The following is an 18,396-nucleotide window of genomic DNA, read 5'->3' on the forward strand; positions in this document are numbered from 1 at the left end:
GACGATGGCCAGGCTCACGAGCGGATCGATATCCGAGACCCCGAAGAAACCGTAGCGAAAACCGACGATCATGTAGAAAAAGGGATTAAGCCTCGACACTTCACGCCACACCGGCGGCAGCGTGTGCGTCGAGTAGAACACGCCCGAGAGAAACGTGAGCGGCATGATCAGAAAATTCTGGAAGGCGGCGAGCTGGTCGAACTTCTCGGCCCAGATCCCGGCGATCAGACCGAGCGTGCCGAGAATTCCCGCGCCCAGCACGGCGAACGCGACGATCATAAGCGGCGCGCTGAAGCTCACCGGCACAAACCAGATCGTTACGATAAACACCCCGAACCCAACCGCCAGCCCGCGCACCACCGAAGCCAGCACATACGCGAAGTACATCTCATAGTGGGACAGCGGCGGCAGTAGCACGAACACCAGGTTGCCGGTGATTTTCGACTGAATTAGCGACGACGAACTGTTGGCGAACGAGTTCTGCAACACGCTCATCATCACGAGACCCGGGATCAGGAAGCTGGTGTACTCGACACCTGGATAGACCTGCACGTGACCGCGCAACGCGTGGCCGAAAATCGTCAGATAGAGGAGCGCCGTAATGACCGGAGCCAGAACCGTCTGAAACGCGACCTTCCAGAAACGCAGGATTTCCTTATAAAACAGCGTACCGAATCCACTGCTGTAGCCGCTCATGCAAGCCCCTCGATCACTTCCGGACCGTTCATCACCTGAACGAACACATCTTCGAGGTCGGCTTTGCGCACCTCGATTTCTTCGAATGTACAACCCGCGGCGCGGCATTGCGCGAGAATCGGCTCGACTTCGTCGTAGCTCGACAGACGCAGCAGATGCTGGCGGCCATTGCCGTTGCCCGAGCCGGAGTCGACTTCGAGCGGCCGCAGCTCGACCGGCAGGACGCCCTGGGCGAAACGCAGGAACAGTTGCATGCCGGCAAAGCGCTGCAGCAGCGTGCTGGTGCGTTCGAGCGCCACGACTTCGCCGCGCCGCAGCATGGCGATACGGTCGCACAACGACTCCGCCTCTTCCAGATAGTGTGTGGTCAGAACGATCGTGTGGCCCTCGCGATTCAGGCGCGAGATAAATTTCCACAAGGTTTGACGCAGCTCAACGTCGACGCCCGCGGTCGGCTCATCCAGCACGATAACCGGCGGCCGGTGCACCAGCGCCTGCGCGACCAGCACGCGGCGCTTCATCCCGCCCGACAGCGCGCGCATGTTGGCGTCGGCTTTTTCGGTGAGATCGAGGTTGGCCATCACTTCATCGATCCACGCGTCGTTTTTGCGTAGGCCGTAGTAGCCGGACTGGATGCGCAGCGTTTCGCGCACCGTGAAGAACGGGTCGAACACGAGTTCCTGCGGCACGACGCCAAGCGCCCGACGAGCTTCCCGGAAATCGTCGACCACATCGTGGCCGCGCACGGCGATGCTGCCTTCGTCGGCGCGCGCGAGACCCGCGAGGATGCTGATAAGCGTCGTCTTGCCCGCGCCGTTCGGACCGAGCAGTCCGAAAAACTCGCCTTCTTCCACCGTGAGGCTGACGCCCTTGAGCGCCTGAAGATCTTTGTAGCGCTTCTTGACGTTACGAATTTCTATGGCTGGCATGACTGTGGGCCGCTTTGGGTCGCGGCGCCTGAAAGGTGCGCAAATGCTGGAAGGAACGGAATTGGGGCCGGCTTGAAACCCAGGCCGAGCCGCAAAAAACGGTTGATTATAGGGCAAAGTCGGGAGCCCCGACCTCGCCTGGGGGATTGGGATGTGACGCAGGAAGCGTCAGTAGAGCGTCAATGTCGCGCCGCGATGACCGTGTCGACGCCATAGACTTGTGCCAGGCTGGCGAGACCAGCCGGCAGGTTGACGATTTCGAGTGCGGCTCCGCGCGCCTGGGCGGCGCGCTGCCATGCGATCAACACAGCGAGCGCCGACGAGTCGAACTGCGCAAGCGACGCGCAATCGACGCCGCCCGCTCCCGCCGCAATACGTTGCAGGCCAGCCGCGAACACAGCCTTCGCGCTCGCATGGGTCAACGTGGTGCCGGTTTCGAAGCGGCCCGCCACTGAACGGACCTCGGCGTTCACCGCAGTGCTCACGACTGCTTGCCTGCGGCGAGTTGCTGGTTGCGCTGCGTGAGGAACTGGATCAGCCCGTCAACGCCGTGTTGCTGGATCTGCTCGTTGAACTGCTGCTGATACGCCTGGATCAGCCACGCGCCGAGCACGTTGATGTCATACACGCGCCAGCCATCCGACGTCTTGTACAGACGATAGTCGAGTTCGACCGGCGAGCCGTTGTTCATCACCACCGAGCGCACCACTGTGTCGGTGTCGTCCGGGTTCATGCGGAACGGCTTGTACTGGATCTGCTGGTCCTTGACCTGTGCGAGAGCGCCCGAATACGTACGGATCAGCAGCATCTTGAACTGCTCGACCACGGCGTTTTGCTGCTCAGGCGTGGCGGTGCGCCAGTTGCGGCCCATGGCCAGTTGCGTCGTGCGGCGGAAGTCCGTGTACGGCAGGATCTTTTCGTTGACGAGCTGGGTGATGTGCGAAATATCGCCCTGCTGGATCGACTTGTCGCTACGGACAGCGTCTACCACCTGCTGGGTGACGGTCTTGATCAGCGTATCGGGTGCGCTGCTGTCGACCGCTTGCGCATAAGCTGCGCTACCAAACGAAAACAACGCAGCAAAAAACGGCACGAGGAAGAATTTTTTCATATTTAAGCCTAGCAAGAAGAATAGTGCAGCAAACCTTGGAGCCGACAATAGCACGCGAGTTCATCCACGATCCACGCGCAACCTGACAGAGTCGTTTCCAGGTGTTACTGCTGCGCCCTCAACGTAATCTGAACGACGGGAAGGTTAGCCGCGGCGGCACGACCTGGTCGGCAGGGACCTGATCGTTCTCCGGGCCACCATTCATATCGATCGGCGGTGACGCGGCCGTGTCAGAGGCCGGCGTCGCAGTCGCGGCGGTGGCGCCCGATGCGCCCTGGGGCGCGCCGGCACCTGCCTGTGCAGGTGCGACGGCTGGCGCGGAAGCCGCACCTGGCGCCGAAGCTGCGCCTGCGGACGGCGCCGCTGCGTTGCCATCCACGTCGTCGTATTTCGGCAGCGGTGCATTGTCGCCGTAATCCGGCAGTGCCGCGTTGCCGCCGCCCTTACCCTGGGTCAGCAGGTAACTACGTCGCTGCAGGTATGCATTACGCACGAACGAATACTTGTCGAGCGCCGCGCCTTCCAGCACATCGCTCGCGTTCAGCAGGTTCGCTCGCGTGTTGACGATGTTGATCCCGTACAGCGCCCAGCTCAGGCCATCCGGGTGAATGTAGGTCAACGGGTTGACGAAGTATTCGGCTATTGAGCCAAACCCATCGCGCACCGTGCTCGGGCCGAACAGCGGCAGCACCAGGTACGGGCCCGGCGGCACGCCATAGTGCCCGAGCGTGAGGCCGAAGTCGTTCTCGTGCTTGGGCAGCTTCGCGAGAGTCGCCACATCGAACAGGCCGCCGACACCGAAGGTGGTGTTGATGACGATCCGCATGATGTCTTCGACGCCATCGGTAATCTTCAGCTGCAGCAGATTGTTGGCCGCAATGTAGACGTCGCCGATGTTCGAAAAGAAGTTCGTCACGCTGTCGCGCACCGGCTGCGGCGTGATGTACACATAGCCCTTGGCAACCGGCTTCAGCGCGTACTGGTCGATCGTGTCGTTGAACTTGAAGATGGTGCGGTTCGCTCCCTCGAGCGGGTCGCCCTTGGTCGGGGTCTGGACAGTCGCACAGCCAGCGAGCAGCGCCGCGCCAAAGGCCAGGGTCGTAATACGGACGCGCATGGTCTGCATTCTTGTTCTCCTTATTGACCCGACGCGCCCGAAGCGGGCACGGCCGGCGCCGGTGCCGCCGGTGCGGGGGCTGCAGTGGGTGCGCCCGGCTTGGCGGCGCCTGAGTCTGCCGCCTTGCTGTAGAGGAATTGTCCAATCAGGTTTTCGAGCACAATGGCCGACTGCGTCATCGAGATCGTGTCGCCTGCTTTCAGCATCTCGCTATCGCCGCCCGGTTCGAGACCGATGTACTGCTCACCGAGCAGGCCAGAAGTCAGGATCTTGGCGGAGGTGTCCTTCGGAAAATCGTATTGCTTGTCGATATCGATTGTGACCAGGGCTTGATACGAATTCGTGTCGAAGCCGATCGAGTCGACCCGGCCAACCGTCACGCCCGCGCTCTTCACCGGCGCGCGCGCCTTCAGGCCGCCGATATTGTCGAACTTGAGCTTGACCGGGTAGGTTGCCTGAAACGACAACGAGCTCATGTTGCCGGCCTTCAACGCCAGGAACAGCAGCGCTACGAAACCCAGCACCACAAACAGGCCGACCCAGAAGTCGAGAGCAGTCTTTTTCATCGTCATCCCAAAGAGAATCCATCGCGCCGGCCACGCCGACCCCGCAGCGCGGGCAAGCCGATGCCCGCGGCGGAAAGCGCGTCGCGCGTTTTAGCTGAACATCAATGCAGTCAGCAGGAAATCGAGGCCAAGCACAGCAAGCGAGCCGTACACGACCGTCTTGGTCGTGGCACGTGAAACGCCTTCCGGGGTCGGTTTGGCTTCGTAACCCTGGAAGAGCGCGATGAACGTCACCGCAAAGCCGAACACAATACTCTTGATCACCCCGTTGCCGACGTCAGCCCACACGTCGACGCCGCCCTGCATCTGCGACCAGAACGAGCCGGCATCAACCCCGATCATCAGCACGCCCACCACATAGCCGCCGCCGATCCCGACCGCGCTGAAGATGGCCGCAAGAATCGGCATAGAGATAATGCCTGCCCACAAGCGCGGTGCGACCACGACCTTGATCGGGTCGACCGCCATCATTTCCATCGCCGTCAATTGCTCGCCGGCTTTCATCAGGCCGATTTCGGCCGTGAGCGACGTGCCCGCGCGCCCTGCGAACAGCAGGGCCGTGACCACCGGCCCGAGTTCGCGCACGAGCGACAGCGCCACCAGCAACCCGAGAGCCTGCTCGGAACCATACCGGTTCAGCGTGTTGTAGCCCTGCAAGCCCAACACGAAGCCGACGAACAGGCCCGACACCGCGATAATCACAAGCGAATAATTGCCCACGAAGTGGATCTGCTTCGTGACAAGACGCGGACGGCGCAACAACGGGAAGAATTCAAGCACCAGACGGAAAAAGAGCCGCGTGGCGTAGCCGGCGGTCTCGAGACCGCCGAGCACCGAACGTCCGATCGCACTGATCATGCCTGTCCCCCGCCGATGCCGAAATCTGCCGCAAGCGGCGTGTTGCTGGGATAGTGGAATTTGAACGGACCGTCCGGCGCGCCGTCGATGAACTGGCGTACGGTTGGATCGGTCGAGGCCCGCAACTGGTCAGGCGTGCCTTCCGCGTGAACGCCGCCGTTGGCAAGGAAATAGACGTAGTCGGCAATCGCGAACGATTCCGGCACATCGTGCGTGACCAGGATCGAGGTCGCGCCGAGCGCCTGATTCAGCGTGCGAATCAGGTTTGCCGTGATACCGAGCGAAATGGGGTCCAGGCCGGCGAACGGCTCGTCGTACATCATCAATTCGGGGTCGAGCGCGATAGCACGGGCGAGCGCCACGCGCCGCGCCATGCCGCCGGAGATCTCGGACGGCGACAGATCGCGCGCACCGCGCAGCCCAACGGCGTTGAGCTTCATCAGCACCAGGTCGCGGATCAGCTCTTCCGGCAGGTCAGTATGTTCGCGTAGCGTGAAAGCCACATTTTCGAACACCGACATATCGGTGAACAGCGCGCCGAACTGGAACAGCATGCCCATCTTGCGGCGCAGCGCGTACAGACCGTCGCGCGTCTGCCCGCCGACATCCTGCCCGTGAAAGAGGATCTGTCCGCGCAGTGCGCGCACGAGGCCGCCGATCAGCCGCAGCACGGTGGTCTTACCGCATCCCGAGCCGCCCATGACCGCGACGACCTGACCGCGCTGGAAGCGCAGGTTCAGGTTCGACAGGACGAGCCGGTCGCCGTAACCGAAGTCGACGTCACGAAGCTCGAGAAGGGTCTCGGAGGTGGAGGGCACGAGGCTGACAATCCTTTTGCACGGAACGGCGAATTATAGGGCCATCGTGCAAAAGTTGCCGTGACGCGCCCGGTCCCCGATAGACAGGGGACTACGCGATTATGGCGTAAACCCTTGGAGCATTGCAGAAACGGCAACAGCGGGGTCTGCAGCCTCCGTAACAGCCCGCACTACAGCGGCACAACCAACGCCGGTCGCCAGTACTTGTGGCAGCACCTGCTGGTCGATTCCGCCGATCGCGACGAGCGGCACCACGCCGTCGAGCAGGCGCACGTAGCGGGCGAGACGCCTCAGGCCTTGCGGCGCGGTCGGCATCACTTTGGTGGTGGTCGGGAACACGGCTCCGAGTGCGATGTAGCTCGGCCGGAAGTGCAGCGCGATCAGCATCTCGTAGTAGCCGTGCGTCGACAGGCCAAGGCGTACGCCGGCGGCGGCGAGCTTGCCGAGGTCGGCCTGATGCAGGTCTTCCTGACCGAGATGGACGCCGTACGCGCCGGCTTCGAGCGCCGCCTGCCAGTGATCGTTGATGAATACCTGAGCGTCATGCTTGCGACCCGCCGCGACGCAGCGCGCGATTTCGTGCGCCAGTTCGGCCGGCTCGGCGGTCTTGCGACGCAGCTGGACCGTCTTCACGCCGTAGCCGACCACCCGCTCGACCCACTCGGCGGTTGGAAGCACGGGGTAGAGACCGAGGCGGTCCGGGCAGCGCGCGAACGGCTGCTCAGGCGCTGCGGGCAATCCGAGGACGCGCGGGAAGCGCGACAGGTCGCACGGCCAAGCGTCCGCGGCGGCAGCTTCGTCGCCGTCGCGCCAGGCGAGCGCCAGCACCAGCGCGTCGTGAGGATCAAAACCGCAATCGAGGAACGCCGCCAGCGCGGGAATCCAGTCTTCGGCTAGGTGGCCTTCGAGCGGGTAGCGCTCGCCGCCCAGATGCAGTGTCGCCCGGCCCGCGGCGGCTTCGATCACGCCCGCGCCCTGCACTTGCCAGCGCGCCACCTGCTCGCCGTGCTGCTGGGCGTCGGCAACGACGATCAGATCGCCGCCGTTCGCGTCGTCAGGTGCGGTAAGGCAAATTCGCCACGGCGCGTGGGTCGGTGGCCAGTCGCCGAGCCGCGCGCGGATGCGCTCGGCGGCTTCGGTCAGCTCGTCGGCAGGCGGCCAGAAGAGGTCGCGGCCGGCGAGCGGGTTGGTCTGCGAGTTCGTTTGCGTCGTGGTCTGACTCATGTCGAGCTCCCATCCTGATGCCAGAACGGCATGCCGACCACCGGTGTGCTCGCGTGGGCAGTTTCGCGTTCTGCCATCGGCCCGGCGAGGTAAGCGCCGCGGCCCGCCTCGACGCCCAGCGCGAACGCGCGGGCCATCGCTTCGGGATGGGTCGCCTGCGACACCGCCGTATTCAGCAGCACGCCGTCGAAGCCCCACTCCATCACCTGTGCTGCGTGCGACGGCACACCGAGCCCCGCGTCGACGATCAGCGGTACATCGGGCAACCGTTCGCGCAACACCCGCAGACCGTATGGATTGATCACGCCTTTGCCGGTGCCGATCGGCGCTCCCCACGGCATCAACACCTCACAGCCGGCGTCGAGCAGGCGCCGTCCGATCACCAGATCTTCGGTGCAGTACGGCAGCACCTTGAAGCCGTCCTTTACCAGCCGCGCGGCGGCTTCGATCAGACCGACCGGGTCAGGCTGCAGCGTGTAGTCGTCGCCGATCAGTTCGAGCTTGATCCAGTCGGTTTCGAAGACTTCGCGCGCCATATGGGCGGTCGTGACCGCTTCGCTGACGCTCTGGCAGCCGGCCGTGTTCGGCAACAGCGGCACGCCGTGGCGCTTGAGCAGATCGAAGAAGCCGGCTTCGGCACCGCCTTCGTTCATCTGGCGACGCAAGGCGACAGTGATCATGCCGGGCTTGGCGGCATCGATCGAGTCGAACAGCGACTGCAGCGACGGATAGCGCGACGTGCCGAGCAACACCCGGCTGGCGAAGGTTTCGCCGTACAGCGTGAGCGCGTCGGCGGGAGTGGGAGAAGTCATCTGGAAATCCTTGTCTCTGGCGATGCACGGCCGCTTCGTCATTTGGCTGTGGGCAATCGCCGTTCCTGGCCGCAAGCGGCCTGCATTTTTAGCCGCCGGCGACCGGTTGCACGACGTCGAGCTTGTCACCCGCTTGCAGCGCGCGTGCGGCGTGCTGGGTGCGCGCGACAAAGTCACCGTTCAGCGCAACCGCGAACGGCGGACGCGCGCCGAAAGCGGCGAGCGCGTCGGCGACAGTCGCTCCATCGGGGAGCGACAACGGCTTCTGATTGATATGAATGTCCATGGCGTTCAGATACGGTTCAATCGATAGCATAAGCAGCCGGCGCACCAGCCCATGTGGCAATGGTCGCAACGCTCATGCCGGCACCTGCGAGCGGTTCTGCGGGTCGAGCCGCGCAAGCTGGAACAGCTCGCTCCAGCGGGCGTCGCGCCGCCAGTCGTCGAAAGCGTCGGCATCGCCAATGCGTCCGTCGAGCAGCGCGCCGGCGAAGCGGACGGCTTCGTCCGCGACTTCGGGCACGATCATATAGCCGTGCCGGTACAGGCCGTTCACGCGCAAGGTCTGCGCGCCATCCCAGACCAGCGCCGGACGGTGGTCCGGCAAGGTTGGGCGGCACTGCGAGTTCAATTCGAGGATGCGCGCCTCGCCGAAGCCGGGATGGACCGAGAAGGCCGCACTCAGCAGCTCCAGCGCGGAACGTACGCTGACGGGCGACATGTCCTCGCCTTCCACCTCGGTTGCGCCGATCACGTAGAGATCGTCCTGCTTCGGCGCGATATACAGCGGATAGCGCGGATGCAGCAAACGCACCGGTCGCGTGAGCTTGATCCCAGGCGCGTGGACGCGGGCGACCTCGCCGCGAATGCCACGCAAAGTCGGCAAAACCGCCTTGGCGCCAAGGCCGCGGCAATCGATCGTCACGCGGGCGGACGGTAACGCGCGATCGTCCACGGGCGTGTTCCAGTGCGTTTCGACGCGCCGCTCGGCGAGGCCTGCGGCGAGAGCACTTAACACCTGGCGATTATCTAGTTGTCCTTCATGCGGCAGCAGCCAGCCTTGGGCGAAACGGCCGGCCAGCGCGGGCTCGGTTGCGCCGAGCTGGGCGCCCGAGAGCGTGACGAAGCCACCGTCCAGCAGGTCCGCGGGCGCGTTCGAGCGCACCCGGCGTTCGAACAGCGGCGCTTCGGTGCGATCGGCGTGATGCCAGACCACCAGCGTCCCATTGCGTTGAAAGAACACCGGTTCGGGCAATTCGGCCAGCACCTGCGGCCAGGTATCGAGCGAGGCGGCACCGAGACGTGTGATCAACAATTCAGCGCTGGCGGCTTCGGCGAGCGGTGCGAGCATTGCAGCCGCTACCCATGCGGCCGCTTGCGAACCGGCGGCATCGCCGCGCTCGTACAGCGCCACGCGATGCCCCGCACCAGCGAGGCGCCACGCGACCAGCCGGCCGCACAGACCCCCGCCGATGACGGCGAAATCCGGTTGCGAGCGTGCGAGCGCGTTCATTCCCGTCCTGCCGGCGCGCGCAGAGCGGCCTTGAGCGTCACGGGGCAAACGAAGCAATAAACTGAAGAATAAGCGGTCATCGTATCCTTTCCGTACGGCAACAGGCGCACGTACCCAAGGACGAAACCGGCGGGCGAGGCCGGCCGGGCAAAAGGCGCATCCAGTGACGGACGCTGCCCGGCGGGGAATGGAAGAAAAGCCGACTTCCGGAAACTTCCCGCGCCGGTATTACCCGGATCGGGTGCAAAGGGTCTCTCTCAGCCTCGCTGCGGCGTGTGGCCCGCGCGCAAAGCACCCCTGTTTCGTCGAGAGTCATTAGACCATAAAAGGCGCGACGGCCGCAAACCGGGGGGCGGCAAGCAGCGAAGCTGCGGGCCCAAAGACTGCTGGGGCCGGAGTGATTCATGTGGTCCCGAGCGACCCTCTGGCACAATGCACCGATGGGAGCCTGCGCCATTACCGCGGGTTCTCGCGTCAAGCGCGTGAGCTACGCGCCGCTCGCGCGACAACGCCCTCCAGCGTCCCGATCGATTAATTTTCGCTTAAGGCGCTCACGGCAGAATCGGGCGGTCGTGCGACGGGTTCGACGCCCGGGTCGTATTCGCAATCCACCGTGGTACCGACCCGCTATGGGCAAGCCGGTTTTGGCTCGCCTGCAGCGGGCCAGTCCAAGATGAGCCAGTATTTCTTCAGGATGGTCATGACACCCAATACTTCCCCTGCCGTCGCACCCGAAGCGGACGACAAGGTCTCTGCGTGGAGCCTGATCAAGCCCTACTGGGTCTCCGAAGAATGGAAGATCGCGTGGGTCCTGCTCGTCACGATCATTGCGATCAACCTCGCCAATGTCTGGTTGAGCGTCAAGTTCAACACCTGGAACGGTGAGTTCTACAACGCTCTGCAGGCCAAGAACGTCCACGACTTCCCGCACCTGATGATGGTGTTCACGGTCATCGTGTTCGCGATGATCATCCTGTTCGTGTACGGCCGCTATCTGCGGCAAATGCTCGGGTTCCGCTGGCGCCAGTGGCTTACGCACCGCTACCTCGAAGAATGGCTCGGTAACGGTGCGTTCTACCGGATCGAGCGCGACCGGCTCGCCGACAACCCCGACCAGCGTATCAGCGACGACCTTCAGTCGTTCGCAACGAACACGCTGGCTCTGTCGCTCGATTTCCTGTCTACCGTCGTCACACTGATTTCGTTTGTCACCATTCTTTGGGGACTGGCCGGTGCGTTGAACGTGACGCTCGGCGGTGTTCCGATCGTCATTCCAGGCTACATGGTGTGGGTCGCGGCGCTCTACGCGCTCGGCGGTTCTTACCTGATCCACAAGCTCGGTCACCCGCTGGTTTCGATCACCTATCAACAGCAGAAAGTTGAGGCGGACTTCCGCTTTGGGCTGATCCGCGTACGCGAAAACGCCGAACAGATCGCCTTCTACGATGGCGAGGCGACCGAAAGGGCCACTGCGGGCAATGTGTTCCAGCGGATTCGCGACAACTGGTGGCGCGTGATGAAATACACGAAACGCCTGAGCTTCGTGCTGAGCTTCTACGGCCAGGTTGCGATTATCTTCCCGCTCGTCGTCGCGTCACCCCGTTACTTCGCCGGCGCATTCACGTTCGGTGTGCTGATGCAGATTCAGAACTCGTTTGGCACTGTCAGCGATTCGTTTTCATGGTTCATCAACAGTTACGGCAGCCTCGTCGATTGGCGTGCTACGGTAAATCGTCTGCGCGAATTCAAACGTGTTGTGCATGCATCGCATCTGAAAGAGTCCGTCTCACCAGCCACCGCGCATGGCGGCATCAACCTGCACTACGTCGACGAGGAAAAACTCACCACGGATGGCCTCTCGCTGGCCCTGCCGAACGGCACCCCGCTCTCGCAGATCCGCAATATCACGATCAACCCGGGTTCGCGTTGGCTCGTGCGCGGTCCGTCCGGCTCGGGCAAGAGCACCTTGATGCGCGCGCTTGCCGGGCTATGGCCGTTCGGCGACGGCTCAATTGATGCGCCGGTCAATGCACGCATGATGTTCATTCCGCAACAGAGCTACATGCCGATCGGCCCGTTGAAAGCGGCGCTCACCTACCCGTCCTCGGCCGACACCTACACCGACGACGAATGCCGCGAAGCGCTGCACATCTGCCACCTCGACGACTATGCGGGGCGCCTCGACGAATCGGGGCACTGGGCCCGCAGCATGTCGCCGGGCGAACAGCAGCGGCTCGCTGCCGCTCGTGTACTGCTGCACAAGCCCGACTACCTGTTCCTTGACGAGGCAACCAGCGCGCTCGATGCCGCCAACGAAGCGCGGCTCTACCACCTCTTCACGGAGCGTCTGCCGAAGGCCGCCATCGTCAGCGTCGCGCACCGCGAATCGCTCGCGGCGTTCCATGAAGAAACGCTCGACGTCGAGCGATCGGGCGAACCCGTCGCCGCTTAGGCAACGCGTCATTCGAACCGCGTAGTATCGATCACCGATGCCGACTCCGGCATCGGTGCAGCGTCAGCACCGCCCGACGCGACGGGCTGGGCTGACCGACGAAGCCCTCTCCCCCTTCTCCGCCAGTCCAAAGCAATCCTCCGGCAAGCCTGGGCGAAGCAAGCCAGGTCGAGCGCCCCCAGCGCACCATGCAACATTCTGAAATACGCGAGAACAGTTCGAAAGCATTTGCGAAGCGCTCAGGTTGTTCCGTGCTTTGAAAGTGCCCTGCTGCGGCGAGGATAGTCATGCGGGCCGGTCCCTCTCCGGTGCCGCACGCCACTCACCGTTATCGGACTTCCCGCTCATGTCATTCGATCGCCGTCTTCGTCACCTGACCCAACGATTCACGCGGATGAGCCGTTCGCCGCTCGCCCGTCCCGCCATCACGTTCGGCGCGGCAGCCTTGTTGCTGTCGCTCGGCGCTCAGGCCGCGCAGTTGACGCAGGTCGCAGAGCCGGCCAACATCTGTCCGGCACTGACGCACATCGTCGCCGCCACCGACTTCAGACAACTTCACGACCAACCCGCCGCACAGCTGCCTGATGTAGACAGCGCCGACGACTGCCACGCCAGCGGCCACAGCTACGACTGTCATTGGCGCGCGCACTGGCAAGCCGACGGCGTGGTCACGGACCCGCTCGAAGAACTCGGTGCGGATATCGCCGCGTGCTTTCCCAACGTCGTGCACGACCTCAACACGCCGACTCGCCAGCATTTCGTCGTGACAGCCGGCGTGCGCCGCATCGACGTGACGGCTAGCGTGCAGGGGTCCAACGAGTTGCGCCTGCGCGTCGCACGCTAAGCGTGCCGCCCCTGCGTTTCAACCCGACACGTCAAGGTATCGCATCGTGAACGGCTCGCGCTCTCCGCTATTTCCGCCTCCTCCTCGCCGGACCGTCAGACTGCCATGGTCCGCCGGACGGCGGTCGTGCGTATGGGCAGCGACAGCCGCCGTTTTATGCGCTGGGCTGAACGGCTGCGCGTGGACGCTGATTACAGCGGCCGACGCCACCGGTTCGGTGATTCAGGCAGGCTACGCCATCGCCTCGAACTACTCGTCGCCGACCTTCGTCAACGGCCGCCCCGCGTCCATCAGCACGGTCTGCATCGAAGTGAACCAGTTGGTGTCCGTTGGCGATTTCGTCCCGGCCTTGCAACTCGCGCTGAACCGGCGCGGCATCCGCTCGGCCGTCTACAATCCGGGCACCGCGCCGACGAGTTGCGAGGCGCGGCTCGTCTATAACGCCTCGGTCGATTACGGCAAGCGCTCGTTTAACGACAGTCCGGTGCAGTATCTTTCCGTGATCGATCTGACGCTGCTGCAGCAAGGCCAGATCCTGGTCACCGCGCGCTACCAGACCGGCGACCTCGGCATGGACCGCTTCACCAATGCGTCCGTCAAGCTCAACGGCATGATCGAAAAGATGGTGGTCGACCGCACCGAGTTGCGTCCCCGGACCATTCAGACGTCGCAGGTCAACTGAGCTCCCTCGCGCCCTGCAGAACACCCACCGCGTCCGCAAACATCACGCAGACGATTGCTTCCAATTACCCGGGAAAGGTTTTGAAAGCATTGCGCGCTATCAGCCCTCCGGCGTATCTCTTAAGATTGCCGAATGAACCAATCCATTCTGGTCGTTGACGACGACCCCGTCGTGCGCGACATCGTGCGCGAATATCTGCAAGGGCGCGGCTTCTCGGTAACCGCGCTCGAGCATGGCATCGCCTTGCAACGCGCGCTCGAGAACGAGCGGCCCGCGCTGGTCGTGCTCGACATCATGCTGCCGGTGATGGACGGTATCAGTGCGCTGCGCGCGCTGCGTCTGGCCGGCGACGACATTCCGGTGATCCTGCTGACGGCGCGCGCCGACGTGATCGACCGGGTGATCGGACTCGAGCTCGGTGCGGACGATTATCTCGGCAAGCCGTTTGAGCCGAGTGAACTGGTGGCGCGTATCCGTACCGTCTTGCGCCGCCGCGGCACGATCGCGCCCGGTGCGCCGGAAAACCGCGCGCCGTACCGCTTTGGCCGTTTCGAGGTGAATTTCCCGGCGCGCGAGTTGCGCCGCGACGGCGAGCGCATTCCGCTACGCTCGAGCGAATTTGCAATGCTCAAGGTGTTCGTCACCCACGCGATGACGGTGCTCACCCGTGCGCAGTTGCTGGAAAAGCTGCATGGCAACACCGAGGCGCATCGCAACCGCAGCCTCGATGTCTCGATCTGGCGGCTACGGCGTCTGATCGAAGTCGACCCCTCCGAACCGCGTTATGTGCAGACGGTGTGGGGGCGCGGCTACGTGTTCGTGCCGGATGGAGAAATCGGCGCGGCCGAGCGGGCCGCACAGCCGTCCGTCGACGCGTAACACTGCGTCAGGCAAGTCCCAAAGAAGCGCCGGGTCGACTCAGACTTGCGGCGCTCCTCGACCGCCTGGCGCAAAACGCCAAACGGTCCGACAAAATCGTTCAGAACGTCGCTCAGAAGGTCAGCACGCTCAAGAACATCCGCTGCAGCCAGCCCACGGTAGTCGAATCGCTCACGATGCCTTGGCCTGCCTGCTCGATCTTCGCATTCGCCACCTTGCCTGACGACACATAATTGCCGGCTTCGATGTCCTTCGGATTGACGATACCCGATAGCCTCAAGCGGTCGTGATTGCCGTTCATCGCAATCAGCTTCTCGCCGGACACCATCAGGTTGCCGGTCGGCATCGTCGCGATCACTGTCACAGCCAGCGTACCGGTCATCCCGTTGGTGTCGGTCATGGCGCCCGCCCCCTTGAAGTCCGTCGCCGCCGAGCCGATATTGAACAGACGCGCGAGCCGCGCAGCCGCGCTGGTCGATTGATCGGCGGCGGTCGCAGTAATGTCGCTCGTTCGGCTCGCCGTTGTATTAGCGCTGCTGTTGCCGTTATAAGACTCCGACAGACGAATCGTCAGCACATCGCCCACATGCTGCGCACGCGGCGTTTCGTAGAGCAACAGCGACGCGCCGGCCTGATAGATCGCGCCCTGTGTATTGATGTTGAGCGGTGCGCTGACGAGCGGCGGCAACATCGGCGTGTCGACTATCGAATCCTGGTGGCTCGCGCAGGCGGCCACACCCAGCGCTGCAGTAAGCGCGGCGATGAGGCGTAGGGTGGTCATAGAGGTTCCTCAACCGGAGAAAAATGAATCAACTCGGTCTCGACACGCATGCCGCGCCTCAACCTGCTTCGGGACTGCTCGCCTGCCATTGGCGTACGAGCGACTTCACCCACGCATCGGGATCTTTCAGCAGATAGGTGAGCGTGCCGTTGTGGCTGGACGGCAAAAAGCACAACGTGATCGAGCTCACGGCGTTTTCCCATAAGTACACAGGAACCGCACCACCCGCCGCCGACGTGTTCTTCGTGACGAGCTGCGGCGCTCCGTAGCGGCCCGCCAGCGCTTCGCGCAGATCGCTGGCCGTGGCCTCGTCGACGACAAACGAGATCTCGTACAGACGCAGCGCTGTCTGGCCATTGACGCGCGCGAACCGCAGCACGTGATCCTGCGCCAGCGCACCGTCCACCACAGCCTGCGAGACCTGCCAGCGGTCGGCCGTCCGGTGCGCCCAGCGGCACGCCACGGTGAGGCTCTCGCCCGTCTTCAGACTCATGCCGAGCGCTTCGGCCAGCATGTCCGTCTCGCAAACCGGCACACTGCCGACGGGTGTCGCTCGCACGGTCGAACCCGCGCGAAATTCGTCGAGCGTGATGCCAAGCGGAATGCCGCGAAACGCGAACGGCGCATCCATGGGACGCTTGTGCTCGTCCCCGCCGCTGTGCCTCGACGCGGAGGCTGAAGTTGACGCTGTCGCTACCGCTGCCGTTGACGAAGCCACACCGCGCGCCGCGGGATCCGCGTGCGCAGCAGGCACCGCCAGATTCAGCAGCATCGAAACCGCCAACGGCGCCAGCGGGCCGAGCCATTGACGGGTGGACAGTCGGGCGTTCATGGCTCAGTCAATCGCCGCTGCGCATGCGTTGAACGGCTCGGCCGCGGCATGTCCCACCGCCGGCAAGATGTCCAGCGTTGCAGCCGTCAGGCGGCACGGCAGCGCAGCGACACCACAACCGTCGAGCGGCAACAGCATCGCACCCAGCGCCAGCCAGCTTGCGGCACGCACACACCGCTTGAAAACAGTGAGAGTCGACACGGTGAGCCTCGCGAGGTCAGGCTGTCGTGTTGACGTTGTTGCCGATCAGGCCGCCCGGCAGAGCCGGCGACGTCGGTTCGGCCGGCAGCCCTTCGGGTTTGGCTGCGCCCTCCGAGGTCGGCGTCGGCCGCTCGCGCTGCATGGGCGGAAAGGTGGTGGGGCGGAGATTATTCTGGACGGTCATGATGTACCTCGCGTATCACTTGGGTGCGGATTCGGTTACCGCACATCGGGGACACTGAGGGGGAGAACTGACCTTCAGGCCAACGAAGCACGGCGGCGATGGACTACAGACCGAATCATCACGCTGCGAAGAGACTCACGATGCACGAAGGAGCGCGCGCTTTTCCACGGTTCTTACGAGGGGTTTCGAATGCACGCCAATTATTTCCTCCCAGGAAATACGGTAAGCAAAACCCGCTTGATGCGTCCCTCGATCCGCAATTAATATTGTCGACGCCAGCGCCGCATTTCGACCGTCTTGCCTTGCAGGACAAGGCTTTCCGAGGGGGCCGGAAGGACTTCTCTGTCGTCGCGCGGCGGCAGGTAAGTGTTGGTAAGAAAACAGTGATCCGTTTGCCACACGCGTCAGTCTAAAATTTCGAAATGAATCCACAGGTCCTTATCGTCGACGACGACCCGGTCGTACGCGATCTGCTTTGCCGATTTCTGCAATCGAACGGGTTCGACGCTTCCGTGCTCCACGACGGCACGCACTTGCAACGCCGCCTCGAAAGAGAGCGGCCATCGGTCGTTGTGCTCGACATCATGATGCCGAACACCGACGGTCTGCGCGCGCTCACCGCGTTGCGGGCGGCCGGCGACGACATACCGGTGATCTTCGTGACAGCGCGCGGCACCGTGGCGGACCGCATCGTGGGTCTGTCGCTCGGTGCGGACGACTATCTGACGAAACCGTTCGATCCGCGCGAATTGCTCGCAAAGATCAGAAGCGTGTTGCGCCGCACGCGCAACGCCCCCACGCCGCGAATTCCCGAACCCTCGGCGTATGTGAGCTTTGCGGGATGGCGGCTCGATACCGCCACGAAACAGATGCTTGCGCCCGATGGCGTGATGATTACGCTCGGCGGTTCCGATTACCGCACGCTTCGAACCCTGCTCGACAACCCCAACCGGCCGCTATCGCGCGACTACTTGCTCGATGAAGTCTTCGGCAAGGAAGGCACGCCGCTTGATCGGTCTATCGATGTCTGTATCAGCCGCTTGCGTCAGCATCTGAAGGACACGGCGCGTCAGCCGAAACTGATCCGCACCGTGCGTCACGAGGGTTATATGCTGACGGCGAGCGTCGTGCATGAAAGCCACGCATGAACAGGCCGCGCATGAAATTCAGACTCTGGCCCGATGCATTGTTCGGGCGCCTTGCGTTGATTCTGGTGATCGGCATGTTTGGCGGACAGTTGCTGACCAGCACGATCTGGTTCGAGACGCACGACCATCGGACACTGGAAATTCCATCGCGTGTCTTTGCAAGCCGTCTCGCCGATACGCTGCGCCTGATGCAGGATGCGCCCGATAACGCAGCGCGCGAGGCACTCGCCGGACAGCTTGGAGACGACCACTACACACTTCGATGGATCGACAAACCCGGTGTCGCCCCGGCGCCTTCAGTCGCGCAACGCACGGTTGAAGATCTGCTTCAGGACGTACTTGCGCAGCGTTTGCATCGGCAAATTCCGTTACATCTTATGGATGCCGAACTAATCGATGATTCCGGCCGGCATCGTGGCATCTTCAGTTTGTTCGATTCGCGCATGCCCTCTGGCGACTTTCATGTGCAGGTTCAAACACCGGGCGGCGCATGGCTCGACGTCACTGCGCAAGAAGGTCAAGCCGGCCGGCAAAGCGAACCGCGTACGCTTGTGATCGAATATCTGTTGCGCATCTACGCAATCCGCTTTGTCGCGGCGTTGTTGTTTGCGCTGGTCGCTGTGCGCATCGCGGTGCAGCCGTTGAGGCGGCTCGCCGTTGCCGCTGAAGCGCTGGGCACGAATGTGTATCGGCCGTCGCTGGAGCTTTCGGGGCCGCGTGAAGTGCGCGTCGCCGCGCAGTCGTTCAAC

General features: G+C 63.3%; 22 protein-coding genes and 1 riboswitch. Of the genes, 6 read left to right on the forward strand and 16 right to left on the reverse strand.

The genetic code is table 11. The annotated features are described in order from the left end of the window. The 12 genes from M0954_RS28830 to M0954_RS28885 all read right to left on the reverse strand — a co-directional run. Nucleotides 1-696, reverse strand: a 696-nt coding sequence (locus tag M0954_RS28830) for an ABC transporter permease (protein ID WP_297356894.1), incomplete at its 3' end; no start/stop codon positions are given. After that, the gene (locus tag M0954_RS28835) at nucleotides 693-1,625 is read right to left on the reverse strand and encodes an ABC transporter ATP-binding protein (protein WP_123384951.1); all 933 of its coding nucleotides are present in this window, start codon (nucleotides 1,623-1,625) and stop codon (nucleotides 693-695) included. The genes M0954_RS28835 and M0954_RS28830, both read right to left, overlap by 4 nt. Before the next feature lie 179 nt (nucleotides 1,626-1,804). Continuing rightward, a complete protein-coding gene (locus M0954_RS28840; RefSeq protein WP_297356896.1) occupies nucleotides 1,805-2,110 on the reverse strand; it encodes an STAS domain-containing protein in 306 nt (101 codons plus the stop codon). Continuing rightward, nucleotides 2,107-2,736 carry a phospholipid-binding protein MlaC gene (locus tag M0954_RS28845; RefSeq protein WP_123384952.1) on the reverse strand — a complete coding sequence of 210 codons (630 nt, stop codon included), beginning with the start codon at nucleotides 2,734-2,736 and terminating at the stop codon, nucleotides 2,107-2,109. The genes M0954_RS28840 and M0954_RS28845 overlap by 4 nt, the downstream gene beginning before the upstream one ends. Before the next feature lie 118 nt (nucleotides 2,737-2,854). Then, nucleotides 2,855-3,862 carry a VacJ family lipoprotein gene (locus tag M0954_RS28850; RefSeq protein ID WP_123384953.1) on the reverse strand — a complete coding sequence of 336 codons (1,008 nt, stop codon included), beginning with the start codon at nucleotides 3,860-3,862 and terminating at the stop codon, nucleotides 2,855-2,857. A gap of 11 nt (nucleotides 3,863-3,873) precedes the next feature. Beyond that, nucleotides 3,874-4,419, reverse strand: coding sequence for an outer membrane lipid asymmetry maintenance protein MlaD (gene mlaD / locus M0954_RS28855; RefSeq protein WP_123385895.1), 546 nt, complete (start codon nucleotides 4,417-4,419; stop codon nucleotides 3,874-3,876). A gap of 90 nt (nucleotides 4,420-4,509) precedes the next feature. Further along, nucleotides 4,510-5,277 carry a lipid asymmetry maintenance ABC transporter permease subunit MlaE gene (gene mlaE / locus M0954_RS28860; RefSeq protein WP_074262653.1) on the reverse strand — a complete coding sequence of 256 codons (768 nt, stop codon included), beginning with the start codon at nucleotides 5,275-5,277 and terminating at the stop codon, nucleotides 4,510-4,512. Continuing rightward, the gene (locus M0954_RS28865) at nucleotides 5,274-6,095 is read right to left on the reverse strand and encodes an ABC transporter ATP-binding protein (protein ID WP_297356898.1); all 822 of its coding nucleotides are present in this window, start codon (nucleotides 6,093-6,095) and stop codon (nucleotides 5,274-5,276) included. The genes mlaE and M0954_RS28865 overlap by 4 nt, the downstream gene beginning before the upstream one ends. A 99-nt stretch (nucleotides 6,096-6,194) precedes the next feature. Continuing rightward, nucleotides 6,195-7,319 carry a thiamine phosphate synthase gene (gene thiE / locus M0954_RS28870; protein WP_297356900.1) on the reverse strand — a complete coding sequence of 375 codons (1,125 nt, stop codon included), beginning with the start codon at nucleotides 7,317-7,319 and terminating at the stop codon, nucleotides 6,195-6,197. After that, on the reverse strand, nucleotides 7,316-8,131 hold the full coding sequence (locus M0954_RS28875) for a thiazole synthase (RefSeq protein WP_297356902.1): 816 nt from the start codon (nucleotides 8,129-8,131) through the stop codon (nucleotides 7,316-7,318). Before M0954_RS28875 ends, thiE begins: the two co-directional genes overlap by 4 nt. A gap of 88 nt (nucleotides 8,132-8,219) precedes the next feature. Continuing rightward, nucleotides 8,220-8,417, reverse strand: a complete 198-nt coding sequence (gene thiS / locus M0954_RS28880) for a sulfur carrier protein ThiS (protein WP_122155463.1) — start codon at nucleotides 8,415-8,417, stop codon at nucleotides 8,220-8,222. Between the two features lie 72 nt (nucleotides 8,418-8,489). After that, the gene (locus M0954_RS28885; RefSeq protein WP_122152713.1) at nucleotides 8,490-9,644 is read right to left on the reverse strand and encodes an FAD-dependent oxidoreductase; all 1,155 of its coding nucleotides are present in this window, start codon (nucleotides 9,642-9,644) and stop codon (nucleotides 8,490-8,492) included. 197 nt (nucleotides 9,645-9,841) lie between these two features. Continuing rightward, nucleotides 9,842-9,953: riboswitch (TPP riboswitch) on the reverse strand. A gap of 391 nt (nucleotides 9,954-10,344) precedes the next feature. On the opposite strand from M0954_RS28885, the gene M0954_RS28890 reads away from it, so the two are divergent. From M0954_RS28890 to M0954_RS28905, 4 genes are all read left to right on the forward strand, one after another. After that, nucleotides 10,345-12,096, forward strand: coding sequence for an ABC transporter ATP-binding protein/permease (locus M0954_RS28890; RefSeq protein ID WP_122152714.1), 1,752 nt, complete (start codon nucleotides 10,345-10,347; stop codon nucleotides 12,094-12,096). Between the two features lie 346 nt (nucleotides 12,097-12,442). Next, entirely contained in the window at nucleotides 12,443-12,940 is a 498-nt protein-coding gene (locus M0954_RS28895) for a hypothetical protein (protein ID WP_123384957.1), read from the forward strand. A 166-nt stretch (nucleotides 12,941-13,106) separates the two neighbouring features. Beyond that, nucleotides 13,107-13,622 (forward strand): hypothetical protein, encoded by a 516-nt coding sequence (locus tag M0954_RS28900; RefSeq protein WP_122155464.1) that lies wholly within the window; start codon nucleotides 13,107-13,109, stop codon nucleotides 13,620-13,622. Between the two features lie 132 nt (nucleotides 13,623-13,754). Continuing rightward, complete coding sequence (locus tag M0954_RS28905; RefSeq protein WP_297356904.1) at nucleotides 13,755-14,501, forward strand: response regulator; 747 nt, start codon at nucleotides 13,755-13,757, stop codon at nucleotides 14,499-14,501. A gap of 112 nt (nucleotides 14,502-14,613) precedes the next feature. Here M0954_RS28905 and M0954_RS28910 read toward each other — a convergent pair whose 3' ends face one another. From M0954_RS28910 to M0954_RS28925, 4 genes are read right to left on the reverse strand one after another with little or no spacing between them, the layout of a single operon-like run. After that, nucleotides 14,614-15,282, reverse strand: coding sequence for a flagellar basal body L-ring protein FlgH (locus M0954_RS28910; protein ID WP_123384958.1), 669 nt, complete (start codon nucleotides 15,280-15,282; stop codon nucleotides 14,614-14,616). Between the two features lie 58 nt (nucleotides 15,283-15,340). Next, on the reverse strand, nucleotides 15,341-16,114 hold the full coding sequence (locus M0954_RS28915; RefSeq protein ID WP_297356906.1) for a hypothetical protein: 774 nt from the start codon (nucleotides 16,112-16,114) through the stop codon (nucleotides 15,341-15,343). A 3-nt stretch (nucleotides 16,115-16,117) separates the two neighbouring features. Then, the gene (locus tag M0954_RS28920; RefSeq protein ID WP_122152718.1) at nucleotides 16,118-16,315 is read right to left on the reverse strand and encodes a DUF6726 family protein; all 198 of its coding nucleotides are present in this window, start codon (nucleotides 16,313-16,315) and stop codon (nucleotides 16,118-16,120) included. 16 nt (nucleotides 16,316-16,331) lie between these two features. Next, nucleotides 16,332-16,499, reverse strand: coding sequence for a hypothetical protein (locus M0954_RS28925; RefSeq protein WP_183143100.1), 168 nt, complete (start codon nucleotides 16,497-16,499; stop codon nucleotides 16,332-16,334). Nucleotides 16,500-16,921: 422 nt separating this feature from the next. On the opposite strand from M0954_RS28925, the gene M0954_RS28930 reads away from it, so the two are divergent. Beyond that, nucleotides 16,922-17,647, forward strand: coding sequence for a response regulator (locus M0954_RS28930; protein WP_297356908.1), 726 nt, complete (start codon nucleotides 16,922-16,924; stop codon nucleotides 17,645-17,647). Between the two features lie 11 nt (nucleotides 17,648-17,658). After that, nucleotides 17,659-18,396: HAMP domain-containing protein (locus tag M0954_RS28935; RefSeq protein WP_367279546.1), on the forward strand; the 738-nt coding region annotated here is incomplete at its 3' end.

It is taken from the genome of Paraburkholderia sp. (assembly GCF_026225065.1).
Classification (GTDB): Bacteria; Pseudomonadota; Gammaproteobacteria; order Burkholderiales; family Burkholderiaceae; genus Paraburkholderia.